Source organism: Rhizobium redzepovicii, from assembly GCF_019793435.1.
GTDB classification, from domain to species: domain Bacteria; phylum Pseudomonadota; class Alphaproteobacteria; order Rhizobiales; family Rhizobiaceae; genus Rhizobium; species Rhizobium redzepovicii.
Genome location: NZ_JAILYH010000007.1, coordinates 13,650 through 27,858 on the forward strand (window position 1 = coordinate 13,650; position 14,209 = coordinate 27,858).

Consider the following 14,209-nt stretch of genomic DNA (forward strand, 5'->3'; position numbering starts at 1 on the left):
CAATTACCGGGTTTCGAGGATGCGCATCAGCCGGCCGCGATAGCTGTCGAGAATGACGGCGAGCACGATGACGGCGCCGATGACGATCGGCTTGATGTTGTCGTCGGCGCCCAAGAGCTGCAATCCGGTCGACAGGACCTGCAGAATGCAGGCCCCGACCAACGTGCCGATGATCGAGCCCTTGCCGCCCGAGAGGCTGGTGCCGCCGATGATGACCGCGGCGATGGCATTCAGTTCGTAGCCGATGCCGGCGACCGGGCTGCCGACATTGAGGCGGAGCAAATAGACCATGGCAGCAATGCCGGCCGTCAGCCCCGAGATGGTGAAGACGGCGATCTTGTATCGTTTCGGCTGGTGACCCGACAGGCGGACGGCCTCTTCATTGGTGCCGATGGCGAAGACGAAGCGGCCGAAGACGGTGTAGCGCAGCACGAACCAGCCGATGAGGACGACGACGATCGCAATCAGGAAGATCGACGGGAAGATGCCCCAGAAGATCAGGTTGCCGAAATCGACGAAAGGCTGAGGCAGGCCGGTAATCGTCGAATTGTCGCTGACGACGCGGGCCAGGCCGCTCGCGACATTCAACATGCCGAGGGTGACGATGAAGGACGGAAGCTTCCACTTCTCGCAGATCCAGCCGTTGACGGCGCCGAGCGCAGCACCGGTGCCCATTGATGCCAGGCAGGCGAGAATGATCGCCTGCCATGGCGAAAACACCGGATTGATCATGATCGTCGCACCGATCACCGTGCAAAGGGCAAGCAGCGAGCCGACAGAGAGATCGATGCCGCCGACCAGGATGACGAAGGTCATGCCGGCTGCCAGCACGGTGTTGATGGCGATCTGCACGAAGATCTTCAGGAAATTCTCCGGCGTGGCGAAATAGGGCGCCGTCGCCGAGAAAAACGCCAGGATCAGGACGAGGGCAATGGCGACGCCCGCCTCCTTCATCGAGATCCTGATCAGCTTGTCCCAGAAGCGCGCCTCTTTTGCCTCGGTCTGTTTTTCAATGCTGGCGGACACGGCTGTACTCCTTGTAGGCGAGCGACAGGATCCTGCTCTCGTCAAATTGTTCGCGGGCGATTTCGCCCGATATCTTGCCGTCGGAGAAAACGATGATGCGATGGCAAATGCCGATCAGCTCCGGCAGATCCGAAGACACGACCAGCACACCTTTTCCTTCGGCGGCAAACTTCCACAAAAGCTCATAGATCTCGGCCTTGGCGCCAACGTCGATGCCGCGGGTCGGCTCATCGAAGATCAGCACCTTGGGACCGCGGAACAGCCATTTGGCGATGACGACCTTCTGCTGATTGCCGCCGGAAAAGGTCCTGACGGCCTGATGGATAGAGGGGGTCTTGATCCGCAACTCGCGCACGAGGCGCTGCGAATGATCGTCCTCCGCTCTCCGGTTGATCAGCCCGTTGCGGGAGATCTTGGCGAGATCGGTGATGGTGGCATTCTGGGCACAGCTCATGTCGAGCATCAGGCCCTGCATCTTGCGGTCTTCGGTCGCCAGGCACAGGCCGGCGGCAACCGCATCCTTCGGCGAGTTGATCTCGACCGGCGCGCCGTCCAGGCGGATCTCGCCAGAGGCCTTCAGGTCGGCGCCGAAGAGGGCGCGCACCGCCTCGGTGCGGCCGCTGCCGACCAGGCCGGCAATGCCGACGATTTCGCCCTTGGCAACCGAGAAGGACAGTTCCGGGCTGTTGCGCGTCACCTTCAGGCCGGAGACACCGAGCGCTTCGCCGGATATTGTGCTGTCGCCTTTGAAGATGCCGTGATCGGCAAGCTTGCGCCCGACCATCAGCTCGACGATATCGGGAATAGCAAGGCCTGCCAGCGGCCGGGTGATCACATGCTGGCCGTCGCGCAGCACCGTCACCTCGTCGCCGACTTCGAAGATTTCCTCCAGCCGGTGGGAGATATAGAGGGTGGTGACGCCGCGGCCCTTCAGCCGTTTCAGAATCTCGAACAGGCGATCGACCTCCTTGGAGGTCAGGGTCGCCGTCGGTTCGTCGAGAACGAGAAGCTTGCTTTCGTAACATAGCGCCTTGGCGATCTCGACCAGCTGCAGCTGGGCGACGCTGAGGCGGCTCGCCAACGTCGTCGGGGCGACATCGAGGCCGACCTCTTCGAGCAGTTCGGCGGCCCTGGCGTTCATCGCCTTGTAGTTCACCAGGCCGTAGCGGCGCGGCAGATGTTCGAAGAGCAGGTTTTCGGCAACCGTCAGGTTGGAGAGGGGATGCAGCTCCTGGTGAATAACCCGGATGCCGGCCCTGAACGCCTCAAGCGGCGAGGCCGGGTGATAAGGCCTGCCGTCGAACAGGATGTGACCGTCATCCGGCCTGAAGACGCCGCCGAGCAGATTGATCAGGGTCGATTTTCCGGCGCCGTTCTCGCCAAGGAGAACATGCCCCTTGCCGCGGCCGATCCGCATCGAAACATCCTTGAGCGCCACGACTCCCGGGAAGCGCTTGCCGATCCCTTCCAGCCTCAGGATGTCGTCATCTACTGCGTCTGACACGTCGACCTCATGCGCGCTTATGCGATCCTCCGCGAAGGCGCATAGGAGAGGCTCGAAAACGAGCCTCATCCGGAGCGATCAACGCGTCAATCGGTTTGTTAGCGGTTGGCGCCGGCCAGCAGCCGGCGCTCCTTTGGTTTTACAACCGGCGATCCGCTTATTTCAGATCGGCAGAGGTGACGAGCTTGACGTCGGTCTTGACCCAGCCAGTGAATTTTTCGCCGGCAAGTTCGCGCAGGCCGTAGTCGATGCCCATGACCGCCATCTGCGCACCATACTGCTCGACGGTGGCGAGCATCTTGCCATCCTTGATCAGCGGCTGAACGGGCGGGATGTTGTCGAAGCCGACAACCTTGATCTTGCCGGCCTGGCCGGCGGCATCGAGAGCCTTGACGACGCCGAGAGCCATGGAGTCGTTGGCGGCCATGACGCCCTGGATATCCTTATACTTCGTCAGGAAATTCGTCATGACGGTATTGGCTTCTTCGGTCTCCCAATGGGCGGTCTTGCTGTCGAGAAGCTCGAGCTTGCCCGATTTGACCGAGGCCATGAAGCCTTCCTTGCGCTCCTTGGCGTTGTCGGCCTCGGGGTTGCCCTCGAGGATGACCACCTTGGCGCCGGCTCCGAGATCCTTGGCCAGCGCATCGCCTGCAAGCTTTGCGCCTTCCTTGTTGTCAGGTCCGAAGAAAGCCAGATCGATACCGGCCTTCTTCTTGGCATCGGCATCGAGCGGTACGTCGATGTTGATGACCTTGACGCCGGCCTTGACCGCCTTTGCCAGCGGCGTCGCCATCGCCTTTGAATCGGCGGGTGCTACGACGATAATATCGTATTTCTGGGTGACGAAGTTCTCGACGGCGTCGACCTGCGAGGCGAAGTCACGCTCGTCCTTCATGCCGACGGCCTTGAAATCGAACTTGTCCTTGTTCTCAGCCGCATATTTGTCGGCGCCAGCTTTCATCTGCTTGAAGAACTCATTGGACAAGGATTTCATGATCAGGCCGACCTTCGGCTTCTCGGCCGCGAAGGCAGTCGACACGCTGCAGGACAGCGCCAGCACCAGGGTACCGGCGATACCGAGCTTCAAGGCCGCACGGCGCGGTGCATTGATCAAGACGGATTCACGCTTAAATTTGGACATTTTTTCCTCCGAACGGCCCAGGGCTCAGCTCCATCTGAGTTGCCCGCGGCAAATGAACCGTTTCCAACGCCAAATGGGTAACACGCCTCCAAAAATTGTCAAGCGACCAAAACGGCGCCCTGGAGCGAACTGCATCGCCACGTTCGACGCATATTGACATGAGCGCGATGAACCGTTTCCATGCTCTTAGGCAGGCGCTGCTCGCACGTTCAGACGCTGGAATCGAGACACGGCCCTTTGACTAGGGACCTGAAGACCATTAGCTGGAAGCCAGGATCAGGCGCCCTCGGGCGCCTTGCGCAGGCGAAGATGAAGGGCATCTATTTCTGTCATGTCAAAGGTCGGGATCAGGGATGTTGCCAAGCTTGCGGGTGTTTCCACCGGCACCGTTTCCAGGGTTTTGAACGATCATCCGTCCGTGACCAAGGATGTGCGGGCACGCGTCGAAGGGATCATCAAGGACCTGGGTTATCTGCCCGACCCGTCGGCAAGAAGCATGCGCAGCAAGGTCAGCCGCCTGATCGGCATCGTCATCCCGGATCTGACCAATCCCTTCTTCTCCGAACTCGTGCAATCGGCAGAACAGGCGGCGGCCAATCACGGCTATAATATCATCGTCATGACCTCGCTTGATCATGCGGCCAAGGAAGCCGATCGGATCAAGCAGCTGACGAGCCGGAAGGTCGACGGCATCATTCTCGTCCCCAGCAATGATTTTCATACGCTCAAGCTGCCGAAAGGGTTGCCGATCGTCGTCGTCGACCGTCTTATGCCCGGATATTCCGGCATCGCCGCCGATCACCGCGCGGGCGTTCGCCTCGGCGTCGAGCACCTTCTGAAGCTCGGCCATCGCCGCATCGGCTTCATCTCAGGGCCTGGACACTCGGTCCCCGCCAACGACCGCCTGAGGGGTTATCTCGACGCAATCGAGCAGGCGGGGGAGCAGGCGGACGGCAGCGCGAAAACGGCGGGACCGCCGCTGATCGCCGAAGCCGCTTTCGACTATGAGAGCGGCCGCTCGGCTGGAAATTATCTTCTGGCCCGCGCCCGCAACGAACGGCCGACGGCGATCTTTGCCAGCTCGGACCAGCAGGCAATCGGCTGCATGCGGGCAGCGCATGATCTGGGAATTCCGGTTCCCGCGGCCCTTTCCATCGTCGGCTTCGACGGCATCCCGCTCGCCAGCATGACGACGCCGCGCCTGACGACGGTGAAGCAGCCGATCCAGGATGTCGCCGCCGCCGCGGTCGCCGTTCTGTTGAACAAGCAGACCGCGCCTGAGCTCGACAATCCGATCCTGTTTGCCTGCGAGGTTTTAGAGGGCGAAACCACCGCCCCGCCCCAGCCCGATTAGTCGCGCATGATGGGCGGCGGCGCTTTTCAGGCGGCGATGCCCTGATTGCCGCCGTTACGCAGCATGTTGCGCAGGCGATAGGCAATCGCCAGGGGCTTCGGGAAGGGCTTGCGGAGGAAGGCGACCTTGCGGACATAGTTGTCGACCCGCCAGCTCGCCCAGGTTCCGCCGGCGAAAAAGGCGACGTCGCCGGCGCAGAGCGTGCGTTCGGTGCCGTCCTCGGCAGTGATATGGACCTCGCCTTCGAGGATCATCACTGTCTCGTCCCAGCCGAAATACCAGCGGAATTCGCCTGATGTGCAGTCCCAGATCGCCGTCAGCGAGGCCTCGTCATGACCGCGCGAATGCTCGGCGGTGCGGGCCTGCGGATTGCCGCTGATAATCCAGTCCGGATTGATCGGCGTCGATTTCAGCGGCAAGAGATCGCTTGCATGCGCGACGAAGGATTTGCCGGCCGGCTTTACCACGGCATAAGGCACCGAGCGCGCGGCCATGGCGACCGCACTTGCAAGCATCAGCTTCCAGGCCATGAAACAATCCCCAATTGTTATCCCTACCGAGATTTGGCTAACAGAGAGTCGTGAGCACCTGGTTCAAACGGGCACTAAAATTTTAACGATCCGGACAAGGATGGGTTGAAACGAGGTCAGAAGGCGTCAGGAAAGTGTCGCGGCAGCCGCCGTGGCGTCACCGCGACAATATCGTAACGCTGGGAAAGCCGGGCCTGATCCGGCTGGCGGGCGAGCCAGAGATCGCTTGCCGCTCGTATGCGCTTCTGGGCGGCGGCGGAGACGGCGTCGACAGCTGCCGCCTCGCCGTGGCGGGCCTTGACTTCGACGAAGACGGCGAGGTCACCCTTGCGGGCAATAATATCGATCTCCCCGAGCCGGGTGCGGTGGCGCAGCGCCAGGATGCGGTAACCCTTCAGCATCAGAAAGACGGCGGCGACATATTCCGACATCAGGCCGCGGCGTAGCGCCTTTCTTCTCAGGGCGGTGAGGTCGCTATCGCCCATCGGCGCCCTTCAGCTCCAGCAGGCGCTGGTAGAGCACCTTGCGCGGCAGACCGGTGAGACGGGCCGCCTCGGCCGCGGCCTTGGCCGTCGGCATGGTCTTCGACAGATCGGCCAGCACGGCTTCGACATCGGCCTCCGGCGTTTCCACCGGCTCCGGCGGCCCGACGACGAGGACGATCTCGCCCTTGACGTTGTCCACCTCCCGGTAGTGCGCGGCAAGCTCGCCTAACGTGCCGCGGCGGAACTCCTCATAGGTCTTGGTCAGCTCGCGGCAGACGGAGGCGGGCCGGGCGCTGCCCAGCACGTCGGCGGCTGCAAGAAGCGTGGCGCCGATGCGATGCGGCGATTCAAAGAAGATCAGCGTCGCGGGGGCCGCGGCAAGTTCGCCGAGACGGTCGCGGCGGGCCTTGTCCTTGACCGGCAGGAAGCCGGCAAACAGAAAGGCGTCGTTCGGCAGGCCGGAGCCGACAAGGGCTGCAAGCGGCGCCGATGCGCCGGGAATGGGAATGACGCGGTAACCTGCCGCAATTGCCTGCTGCGCCAGCCGATAGCCGGGATCGGAGACCAGCGGCGTGCCGGCATCGGAGACCAGCGCCACCGAGCGGCCGGCCTCCAACGCCTGGAGGAGCCGCGGGCCGGCCTCGTCGGCATTGTATTCGTGATAGGCGAAGGGTCGATTCTGGATGCCGTAGCGGTCGAGCAGCACGCGGGTGACGCGCGTATCCTCGCAGGCGAGCACATCGGCGCCGGCCAGCGTTTCCAGCGCCCGCAGCGTGATATCGCCGAGATTGCCGATCGGGGTGGCGACCAGATAGAGCGCCGGCTCCAGCGGCCGCGCCGGCACCGCCATATTGTGCAGGCGGAAGCTTCGCCGGGTGGCGGCCTGCTCTGTCGTTTCCTCATTCATGCAATTTGCTTTCGTCCCGCCGTCATCGCGCCTTTATGGGCGAGCGGCACGGCTTCGGCAAGGGTTCGGATTTCTGTGAGAATTGCCCGGGAAAACCGCAAATGCAGGCGCTTGGCCCTCCATGCCTCTTGCAATCCGATGCTGAAGTCTGCCATTTTGCCCGTCCACTCCTCCGGTCTCAGGCCGGGAAAGCATTCTTCGGGTGCTCGATGCGCCCGGACAGTCACGGTCGAAAGCGGTAGCATTCCATGCGTATTACTATTGAGCGGTCAAACCTGTTGAAATCGCTGAACCACGTGCACCGCGTGGTCGAACGTCGCAACACGATCCCGATCCTGTCCAACGTATTGCTCAAGGCCGACGGCCAGAACCTCGACATGAAGGCGACCGACCTCGACCTCGAAATAACCGAGGCGACACCGGCAAGCGTCGAGCAGGCCGGCGCCACCACCGTTCCGGCCCATCTTCTCTACGATATCGTGCGCAAGCTTCCGGACGGCTCGGAAGTGCTGCTCGCCACCAGCACCGACGGCGGCTCGATGACCGTGCAGTCCGGCCGCTCGAAATTCTCGCTGCAGTGCCTGCCCGAATCCGACTTTCCCGATCTGACCGCCGGCACCTTCACGCATTCCTTCAAGCTGAAGGCGACCGATCTGAAGATGCTGATCGACCGCACGCAGTTCGCCATCTCGACGGAAGAGACGCGGTACTATCTCAATGGCATCTTCTTCCACACGATCGAGAGCAATGGCGACCTGAAGCTCAGGGCAGTCGCCACCGACGGCCACAGGCTGGCGCGCGCCGATGTCGATGCGCCCTCCGGCTCCGAAGGCATGCCCGGCATCATCATTCCGCGCAAGACGGTCGGCGAGTTGCAGAAGCTGGTCGACAATCCGGAGGTGACGGTGACCGTCGAGGTCTCCGACGCCAAGATCCGCCTGACCATCGGCTCGATCGTCATGACCTCGAAACTGATCGACGGCACCTTCCCGGATTACCAGCGGGTCATCCCGACGGGCAACGACAAGGAAATGCGCGTCGACTGCACGACCTTCGCCCAGGCCGTCGACCGTGTTTCCACCATTTCGTCCGAGCGCGGCCGCGCCGTCAAGCTGGCGCTGTCCGAAGGGCAGCTGATGCTGACGGTTAACAATCCGGATTCCGGCAGCGCGACCGAGGAAGTCGCCGTCGGTTACGACACGGATGCGATGGAAATCGGCTTCAATGCCAAATACCTGCTCGACATCACCGCGCAGCTTTCCGGCGAGCAAGCGATCTTCCTGCTGGCCGATGCCGGCTCGCCGACGCTGATCCGCGACACGGCGGGCGACGATGCGCTCTACGTGCTGATGCCGATGCGCGTCTGACGGGAACGAAGGCCCCCCGGCCCCGTTTTTCCTCCAGTTAAGCGGAGGATTGCTCCTCCTGTGAAAACGGAGGATCCGATGATGAAAAAGGCGGGAACGGTGCGCATCGGCGTATCCGGCTGGACCTATGCGCCCTGGCGCGGCCAGTTCTATCCGAAGGACCTGCCGCAGAAGCAGGAGCTTTCTTACGCCGCCCGGCGCTTCCCGTCGATCGAGATCAACGGCACCTTCTACAGCCTGCAGCGTTCGGAAAGCTTCGGCCGCTGGCGCGACGAAACACCTGGTGATTTCGTCTTCGCGGTCAAGGGGCCGCGCTTCATCACGCATATGCTGCGGCTGCGCGAGATCGAGACGGCGCTCGCCAATTTTCTCGCCTCCGGCCTGCTGCGGCTTGGCCCCAAGCTTGGGCCGATCCTCTGGCAATTCCCGCCGAACATGGCTTTCGATCCCGATCTTTTCGAAAATTTCCTGGCGCTGCTGCCGCAGGACCGCGATGCGGCTGAAGCACTTGCCAAGCGGCATGACGGGCACGTCAAAGGCCGGGCCTGGCTTCGAAGCGACGGCGATCAGCCGATCCGCCACGCGCTCGAAATCCGCCACAACAGCTTCCGCTCTCCCGCCTTCATCGAGATGCTCCGGCGACATAATGTCGCCCTCGTCTGCGCCGACACGGTGGAATGGCCATTGCTAATGGATATCACCGCCGATTTCATCTATTGCCGCCTGCATGGTTCCGAACAACTTTATGTCAGCGGCTATGAGGACGAGGCACTCGACCTATGGGCCGAACGCATCCGTGCCTGGGCAACCGGCGGAGAACCGAAAAATGCGACGCGGGTGCTGGCGCCGCTCGCAGCGTCCAGCAAGGGCCGCGACGTTTATCTCTATTTCGACAATACCGACAAGAAGCTGCGCGCGCCTGTTGACGCCGATCATCTTTGCCAAAGGCTTGCCGATCTTATGCCGCGTTCCGCCCCGAAAGCCGCATGAGCTGTTGATGCCGGTATCCTTGTTGCGAAAATCCTTGTCCCGACAGCGACAAGCGGCATATTAAGACAGTCGATCAACATGCGGATGGGTGGAGAATGCGCTTAAGGGTCAAGGTCAAGGAACAGCTCGGGAAAAGATTCGATGAGGAAATCCGTTTCTTCCGGGGGATGATGCAGGGGCCGAAGACGGTCGGCTCGATCGTGCCGACCTCCTCGATCACCGCCAGGCGCATGGCAAGCGTCATCGACATGCATTCCGGGCTACCGGTGCTCGAGCTCGGGCCCGGCACCGGCGCGATCACAAAGGCGATCCTCGGCCGCGGTGTGAAGCCGGACAATCTGGTCGCGATCGAATATTCGACGGATTTCCACCAGCATCTGCTGCGCGCCTATCCCGGTGTGCACTTCATCAACGGCGATGCCTTCGATCTCAAGACCACACTTGGCACCTTCGGCGACCAGACGTTCGATTGCGTCATCTCCTGCATTCCGCTCTTGAACTTCCCGATGGCGATGCGCGTCTCGCTGCTCGAAAGCCTGCTCGACCGCCTGCCTGCCGGCCGGCCGGTGGTGCAGATCTCCTACGGCGCGATCTCGCCGATCGCCGCCAATCCCGACCGTTACCATATTCAGCATTTCGACTTCGTCATGCGCAACATCCCGCCGGCGCAGCTCTGGATTTATAAGCGCGGCTGATGTTCGGACTCTATATCACCCATCCGCAAGTCAAGATCGATGCCAACGTGCCGGTGCCAAAATGGGGGCTTTCCGATGTCGGCGCCGCGCGTGCGCGCAAAGCGGCCGAGAGCGCCTGGGCGCGGCAATTGCGGCAGATCATCTCCAGCGACGAAACCAAGGCGATCGAGACGGCCGAAATTTTGGCGGAAGCCACCGGCGTGACGATCGAGATCGTCCACGGCATGCATGAAAACGACCGTTCGGCCACCGGCTTCCTGCCGCCTGCGCAATTCGAGGAAGCGGCCAACTGGTTCTTCGCCCATCCGGAAGAGAGCTTCAAGGGCTGGGAGCGCGCCGTCGACGCGCAAGCCCGCATCGTCGAGGCGGTGAAGACCGTTCTTGCCACGCATGATGCGACAGCCCCGATCGCCTTCGTCGGCCATGGCGGCGTCGGCACGCTGCTCAAATGCCATCTGGCCGGCAAGCCGATCGGCCGCGACCGCGACCAGCCGGGCGGCGGCGGCAATCTCTATGCTTTCGGCCTTGCGGATCTGGCCCTGACATGCGACTGGACACCCATCGAAGACTGGCGGGGGTGACTTGAAATGGACGCACGCGAGCGGCTGATCGTCGGCCTGGATGTTCCAACGATCGGCGAGGCGGAAAAACTGGTTTCCACGCTCGGCGACGACATTCTCTTCTATAAGATCGGCTATCAGCTGGTCTTTGCCGGCGGGCTGGAATTCGCCCGCGATCTTGCCGCAAGCGGCAAGAAGATCTTCCTCGACATGAAACTGCTCGACATCGACAATACCGTTGCTTCAGGCGTCGAGAACATCGCCAAGATGGGCATGTCGATGCTGACGCTGCATGCCTATCCCAAGGCGATGAAGGCGGCGGTCGAGGCGGCGGCCGGCTCCGACCTCTGCCTGCTCGGCGTCACCGTGCTGACCTCGATGGATGCCGAAGACCTTGCCGACGCCGGCTACAGCCAGGATCCGCACAGCCTGGTGCTGCGCCGAGCCGGACAAGCGCGCGCCGCTGGCATGGGCGGTATCGTCTGCTCAGCGGCTGAGGCGGCGGAGGTGCGCGAGATCGTCGGACCCGACATGGCGATCGTCACCCCCGGCATTCGTCCGACGGGCAGCGACCATGGCGACCAGAAGCGGGTGATGACGCCGTTCGACGCGCTGAAGGCGGGAGCGACACACCTCGTCGTTGCCCGGCCGATCGTCAAGGCGCCCGATCCCCGGCATGCCGCTCGCGCCGTGCTCAACGAAATGGTTGCTGCGCGCTGGCCGGCAAACCGCTGACAGACACCAAAAGGGAGAAGACCATGGCCAAGGGGTATTGGATCGCCCGCGTCGATGTTCGCGATGCAGAGCGCTATAAGGATTATGTGGCGGCGGCCAAACCCGCCTTCGAAAAATACGGCGCAAATTTCTTGGCGCGCGGCGGCGCCTTGACCGAACTGGAAGGCAAGGCGCGCGCCCGCAACGTCGTGATCGAATTCCCCTCGATGCAGCATGCCGTCGACTGCTACAATTCACCGGAATACCAGATCGCCGCCAAAATCCGCCAGGAAGCGGCGGATGCGGAAATGGTCGTCGTCGAAGGCGTCTAGAGCGCCGTGCGTCGTTTCGGACGATGCGTCAGGCGAGTTCGGATCCGCAAAAACTGACGGTGCGATGGGCCTTCCCGTCGCGCCGGGATTCGGCTAAGACGGGTGCCGATACAGCATCCTGCCCAGCCTTTCGAGGAACCTGCCATGACCCTTGCCAACCTGCCGCCGCTCGTCACCGTATTCGGAGGATCCGGCTTCGTGGGCAGGCACGTGGTCCGGGCACTCGCCAAGCGCGGCTACAATATCCGCGTCGCCGTGCGCCGTCCCGATCTCGCCGGCTTCCTGCAGCCGCTCGGCAATGTCGGCCAGATTTCCTTCGTCCAGGCGAACCTGCGCTATCGCAACTCGATCGACCGCGCCGTCGACGGTGCGGATCATGTCGTCAACTGCGTCGGCATTCTGCACGAAACCGGCCGCAACACCTTCGACGCGGTGCAGGAATTCGGCGCGCGCGCGGTCGCTGAAGCGGCGCGCGGCACAGGCGCCACGCTCGCCCATATTTCGGCGATCGGCGCCAATGCCAATTCCGAGTCCGGCTATGGCCGCACCAAGGGCCGCGCCGAAACCGCCATCTTCTCGGTCAAGCCCGATGCTGTGATCTTCCGCCCGTCGATCGTCTTCGGCCCGGAAGACAGCTTCTTCAACAAGTTTGCCGACATGGCCCGCATGTCGCCGGTCCTGCCGCTGATCGGCGGCGGCAAGACGAAATTCCAGCCCGTCTATGTCGAGGATGTCGCCGAGGCCGTCGCCCGCGCCGTCGACGGCAAGGTTGCCGGCGGCAAGGTCTATGAGCTTGGCGGGCCCGAGGTGCTGAGCTTCCGCGAATGTCTCGAGATGATGCTGAAGGTGACGAGCCGCAAGAACCCGCTGGTCTCCCTGCCCTTCGGCATTGCGTCGATGATCGGCAGCATCGCCTCGCTGATCCCCCTCATAACGCCGCCGATCACCCCGGATCAGGTTCGTATGCTGAAGCATGACAACATCGTTTCGCCGGCCGCCGAGGCGGAAGGCCGCACGCTGAAGGGCCTCGGCATTGCGCCGACCATGGCCGCATCGGTGCTCGGCTCCTATCTCGTGCATTATCGTCCGCACGGCCAGTATACCGGCACCGGCAAGGCCGCCTGAACAGTTTCGAGCTTCTGGAGGACGCCGTTCGCGCACGCCGCGGACGGCGTTTTGCTTTGCCGGCTTAAGCAAAGCCGGCGCAAGTTTGAAATGTTGTTGTGCCGGCCATATCAGGCGCAGTTGCATAAAAGACGCATCGGAAATTTTGTGGAATTAACACCAAATTTAGCAGGAACGTTTATTGCTATTTGCCATTCCACTGACTACCAAACCCGCGCGTCTTCCAACGGACTCAACGCTTGGCATCGCGTGCGGCAATCACTGTGAAAGGCATTTCTCGATGGGCAAGTCAATCGCGCTCCTGTTTGCGTGTGCGGCGCTGGTTATCCTTGCAGGCTCCTTCGTTGCGTCCGGTTCGGTCGCAGCAGTGAAGGGCGGCTGCTCGCCGGCCTACGGCGTCGATCCTTGCTCGACGGCTTCGATCAGCCATTGACGAAAGGCCGGCCTCGCCGCCGGCATCTTTCATAAAGACACCTAGCGGTCGGAGCGCCTGAAGCAGGACGCTCCAAAATGAACGCCCGGTCTTGCCCGCTTCAAAACAGCAGCGAGCACCGCTTATCTTGCTATCTGAAAAATACGGCGCCCTTGGCTGGCAATCGCATGCCTGTCCATAAGCTCGACGCGGCAAATTGCATTCGCGCCGGGGAGCCGCGCGAATGCAATGCGTTGGGATGTCTCAGCCGATCAAGCCGGTTGCGGCCATGCCGAGCAGCAGGACGCCGAGAATGATGCGGTAGACGGCAAACAGCGTGAAGCGGTTGCTTCTGATATAGGCCAGCAGCCATTTGACGGCGATGAAAGCGACGATCGTGGAAACGACGAAGGCGATGCCGAGTGCCGTCCAGTCTTCGTTTGCCGCGCCGCCGTCCTTGAAGGTCTTCAGCAATTCATAGCCGCTCGCCGCATACATGGTGGGGATGCCGACGAGAAAGGCAAATTCGGTCGCTGCGGCGCGGTTGCCGGTGCCGGCCAGCATGGCGACGAAGATCGTAGCGCCGGAGCGCGAGGTTCCCGGGAAGACACCGGCGACGATCTGGGCGATGCCGACGAGGATGGCGACGAGCCAGGTGATTTCCTTATGGGGGGCTTTGCGCGCCGCGGCCCATTCGGCAAAGATCATCCAGAAACCGCCGATGATGAGCGCCCAGGCGATCGGCGTCGCGGTCTCCGGCAGTTCGAAGCCGAGCTTCTTGACGATAAGTCCGAGAATCGCAGTGATGAGAAAGGCGACGATCAGCTTGGCGGCATAGTCGCGATTCTCAGGCTCCCGCCAGCCAAGCACCAGATCCAGCAGCCGACGCCAGTAGATGATGGTGACGGCGAGGATAGCGCCGGCCTGAATGACGATATTGAACATGTCCGACCGGTGGCCGAGCCATTGCTCCGCAATGATCAGGTGGCCGGTGCTCGAGATCGGAAGAAATTCGGTGATCCCCTCGATGACACCGAGAAGCGCAGCATTGATATAATCCATACATT

Annotated in this window: 17 protein-coding genes; 9 read left to right on the forward strand and 8 right to left on the reverse strand. The window is 62.2% G+C overall.

The window, feature by feature from the left end; genetic code table 11:
* Positions 1-3: 3 nt before the first annotated feature.
* The 3 genes from K6N12_RS12420 to K6N12_RS12430 form a co-directional block, all read right to left on the reverse strand.
* Entirely contained in the window at positions 4-1,026 is a 1,023-nt protein-coding gene (locus K6N12_RS12420) for an ABC transporter permease (protein WP_097624603.1), read from the reverse strand.
* A complete protein-coding gene (locus K6N12_RS12425) occupies positions 1,010-2,530 on the reverse strand; it encodes a sugar ABC transporter ATP-binding protein (protein WP_097624842.1) in 1,521 nt (506 codons plus the stop codon). Before K6N12_RS12425 ends, K6N12_RS12420 begins: the two co-directional genes overlap by 17 nt.
* A 157-nt stretch (positions 2,531-2,687) precedes the next feature.
* Complete coding sequence (locus tag K6N12_RS12430) at positions 2,688-3,671, reverse strand: sugar ABC transporter substrate-binding protein (protein ID WP_097624602.1); 984 nt, start codon at positions 3,669-3,671, stop codon at positions 2,688-2,690.
* A 331-nt stretch (positions 3,672-4,002) separates the two neighbouring features.
* Between K6N12_RS12430 and K6N12_RS12435 the strand changes: the two genes are divergently transcribed.
* Positions 4,003-5,025 carry a LacI family DNA-binding transcriptional regulator gene (locus K6N12_RS12435; RefSeq protein ID WP_097624601.1) on the forward strand — a complete coding sequence of 341 codons (1,023 nt, stop codon included), beginning with the start codon at positions 4,003-4,005 and terminating at the stop codon, positions 5,023-5,025.
* 26 nt (positions 5,026-5,051) lie between these two features.
* On the opposite strand, the gene K6N12_RS12440 is transcribed toward K6N12_RS12435, so the two are convergent.
* From K6N12_RS12440 to K6N12_RS12455, 4 genes are all read right to left on the reverse strand, one after another.
* Positions 5,052-5,555, reverse strand: a complete 504-nt coding sequence (locus K6N12_RS12440) for a cupin domain-containing protein (protein ID WP_097624600.1) — start codon at positions 5,553-5,555, stop codon at positions 5,052-5,054.
* A gap of 116 nt (positions 5,556-5,671) precedes the next feature.
* Positions 5,672-6,040, reverse strand: coding sequence for a YraN family protein (locus tag K6N12_RS12445; RefSeq protein WP_097624599.1), 369 nt, complete (start codon positions 6,038-6,040; stop codon positions 5,672-5,674).
* Positions 6,030-6,947: a 16S rRNA (cytidine(1402)-2'-O)-methyltransferase gene (gene rsmI, locus K6N12_RS12450; protein ID WP_097624598.1), complete on the reverse strand. Its 918-nt coding sequence runs from the start codon at positions 6,945-6,947 to the stop codon at positions 6,030-6,032. Before rsmI ends, K6N12_RS12445 begins: the two co-directional genes overlap by 11 nt.
* Complete coding sequence (locus K6N12_RS12455; RefSeq protein ID WP_165503874.1) at positions 6,944-7,102, reverse strand: hypothetical protein; 159 nt, start codon at positions 7,100-7,102, stop codon at positions 6,944-6,946. Before K6N12_RS12455 ends, rsmI begins: the two co-directional genes overlap by 4 nt.
* Positions 7,103-7,195: 93 nt before the next feature.
* On the opposite strand from K6N12_RS12455, the gene dnaN reads away from it, so the two are divergent.
* The 8 genes from dnaN to K6N12_RS12495 all read left to right on the forward strand — a co-directional run bounded on the left by dnaN (position 7,196) and on the right by K6N12_RS12495 (position 13,163).
* The gene (gene dnaN / locus K6N12_RS12460) at positions 7,196-8,314 is read left to right on the forward strand and encodes a DNA polymerase III subunit beta (protein WP_064835993.1); all 1,119 of its coding nucleotides are present in this window, start codon (positions 7,196-7,198) and stop codon (positions 8,312-8,314) included.
* A 78-nt stretch (positions 8,315-8,392) separates the two neighbouring features.
* The gene (locus tag K6N12_RS12465) at positions 8,393-9,304 is read left to right on the forward strand and encodes a DUF72 domain-containing protein (RefSeq protein WP_097624597.1); all 912 of its coding nucleotides are present in this window, start codon (positions 8,393-8,395) and stop codon (positions 9,302-9,304) included.
* A 95-nt stretch (positions 9,305-9,399) separates the two neighbouring features.
* Positions 9,400-9,999, forward strand: a complete 600-nt coding sequence (gene pmtA / locus K6N12_RS12470; protein WP_097624596.1) for a phospholipid N-methyltransferase PmtA — start codon at positions 9,400-9,402, stop codon at positions 9,997-9,999.
* Positions 9,999-10,580: a histidine phosphatase family protein gene (locus tag K6N12_RS12475; protein ID WP_097624595.1), complete on the forward strand. Its 582-nt coding sequence runs from the start codon at positions 9,999-10,001 to the stop codon at positions 10,578-10,580. Before pmtA ends, K6N12_RS12475 begins: the two co-directional genes overlap by 1 nt.
* 6 nt (positions 10,581-10,586) lie before the next feature.
* A complete protein-coding gene (pyrF, locus tag K6N12_RS12480; RefSeq protein WP_097624594.1) occupies positions 10,587-11,294 on the forward strand; it encodes an orotidine-5'-phosphate decarboxylase in 708 nt (235 codons plus the stop codon).
* A gap of 23 nt (positions 11,295-11,317) precedes the next feature.
* The gene (locus K6N12_RS12485; protein ID WP_097624593.1) at positions 11,318-11,605 is read left to right on the forward strand and encodes a DUF1330 domain-containing protein; all 288 of its coding nucleotides are present in this window, start codon (positions 11,318-11,320) and stop codon (positions 11,603-11,605) included.
* A gap of 144 nt (positions 11,606-11,749) precedes the next feature.
* Complete coding sequence (locus K6N12_RS12490; protein ID WP_097624592.1) at positions 11,750-12,730, forward strand: complex I NDUFA9 subunit family protein; 981 nt, start codon at positions 11,750-11,752, stop codon at positions 12,728-12,730.
* Between the two features lie 280 nt (positions 12,731-13,010).
* Positions 13,011-13,163, forward strand: a complete 153-nt coding sequence (locus K6N12_RS12495) for a hypothetical protein (RefSeq protein WP_003570911.1) — start codon at positions 13,011-13,013, stop codon at positions 13,161-13,163.
* A 243-nt stretch (positions 13,164-13,406) separates the two neighbouring features.
* Here the strand turns inward: K6N12_RS12495 and K6N12_RS12500 are convergent, their stop codons facing one another.
* Positions 13,407-14,204 carry an undecaprenyl-diphosphate phosphatase gene (locus K6N12_RS12500; RefSeq protein WP_097624591.1) on the reverse strand — a complete coding sequence of 266 codons (798 nt, stop codon included), beginning with the start codon at positions 14,202-14,204 and terminating at the stop codon, positions 13,407-13,409.
* Positions 14,205-14,209 lie beyond the last annotated feature (5 nt).

Bases quoted from the DNA above. Each gene is read 5' to 3' on its own strand.
- dnaN (WP_064835993.1), top strand. From the start codon at position 7,196: ATGCGTATTACTATTGAGCGGTCAAACCTGTTGAAATCGCTGAACCAC.
- K6N12_RS12465 (WP_097624597.1), top strand. From the start codon at position 8,393: ATGATGAAAAAGGCGGGAACGGTGCGCATCGGCGTATCCGGCTGGACC.
- K6N12_RS12435 (WP_097624601.1), top strand. From the start codon at position 4,003: ATGTCAAAGGTCGGGATCAGGGATGTTGCCAAGCTTGCGGGTGTTTCC.
- K6N12_RS12445 (WP_097624599.1), bottom strand. From the start codon at position 6,040: ATGGGCGATAGCGACCTCACCGCCCTGAGAAGAAAGGCGCTACGCCGC.
- pmtA (WP_097624596.1), top strand. From the start codon at position 9,400: ATGCGCTTAAGGGTCAAGGTCAAGGAACAGCTCGGGAAAAGATTCGAT.
- K6N12_RS12455 (WP_165503874.1), bottom strand. From the start codon at position 7,102: ATGGCAGACTTCAGCATCGGATTGCAAGAGGCATGGAGGGCCAAGCGC.
- K6N12_RS12490 (WP_097624592.1), top strand. From the start codon at position 11,750: ATGACCCTTGCCAACCTGCCGCCGCTCGTCACCGTATTCGGAGGATCC.
- pyrF (WP_097624594.1), top strand. From the start codon at position 10,587: ATGGACGCACGCGAGCGGCTGATCGTCGGCCTGGATGTTCCAACGATC.
- K6N12_RS12485 (WP_097624593.1), top strand. From the start codon at position 11,318: ATGGCCAAGGGGTATTGGATCGCCCGCGTCGATGTTCGCGATGCAGAG.
- K6N12_RS12475 (WP_097624595.1), top strand. From the start codon at position 9,999: ATGTTCGGACTCTATATCACCCATCCGCAAGTCAAGATCGATGCCAAC.
- K6N12_RS12495 (WP_003570911.1), top strand. From the start codon at position 13,011: ATGGGCAAGTCAATCGCGCTCCTGTTTGCGTGTGCGGCGCTGGTTATC.
- K6N12_RS12430 (WP_097624602.1), bottom strand. From the start codon at position 3,671: ATGTCCAAATTTAAGCGTGAATCCGTCTTGATCAATGCACCGCGCCGT.
- K6N12_RS12500 (WP_097624591.1), bottom strand. From the start codon at position 14,204: ATGGATTATATCAATGCTGCGCTTCTCGGTGTCATCGAGGGGATCACC.
- rsmI (WP_097624598.1), bottom strand. From the start codon at position 6,947: ATGAATGAGGAAACGACAGAGCAGGCCGCCACCCGGCGAAGCTTCCGC.
- K6N12_RS12440 (WP_097624600.1), bottom strand. From the start codon at position 5,555: ATGGCCTGGAAGCTGATGCTTGCAAGTGCGGTCGCCATGGCCGCGCGC.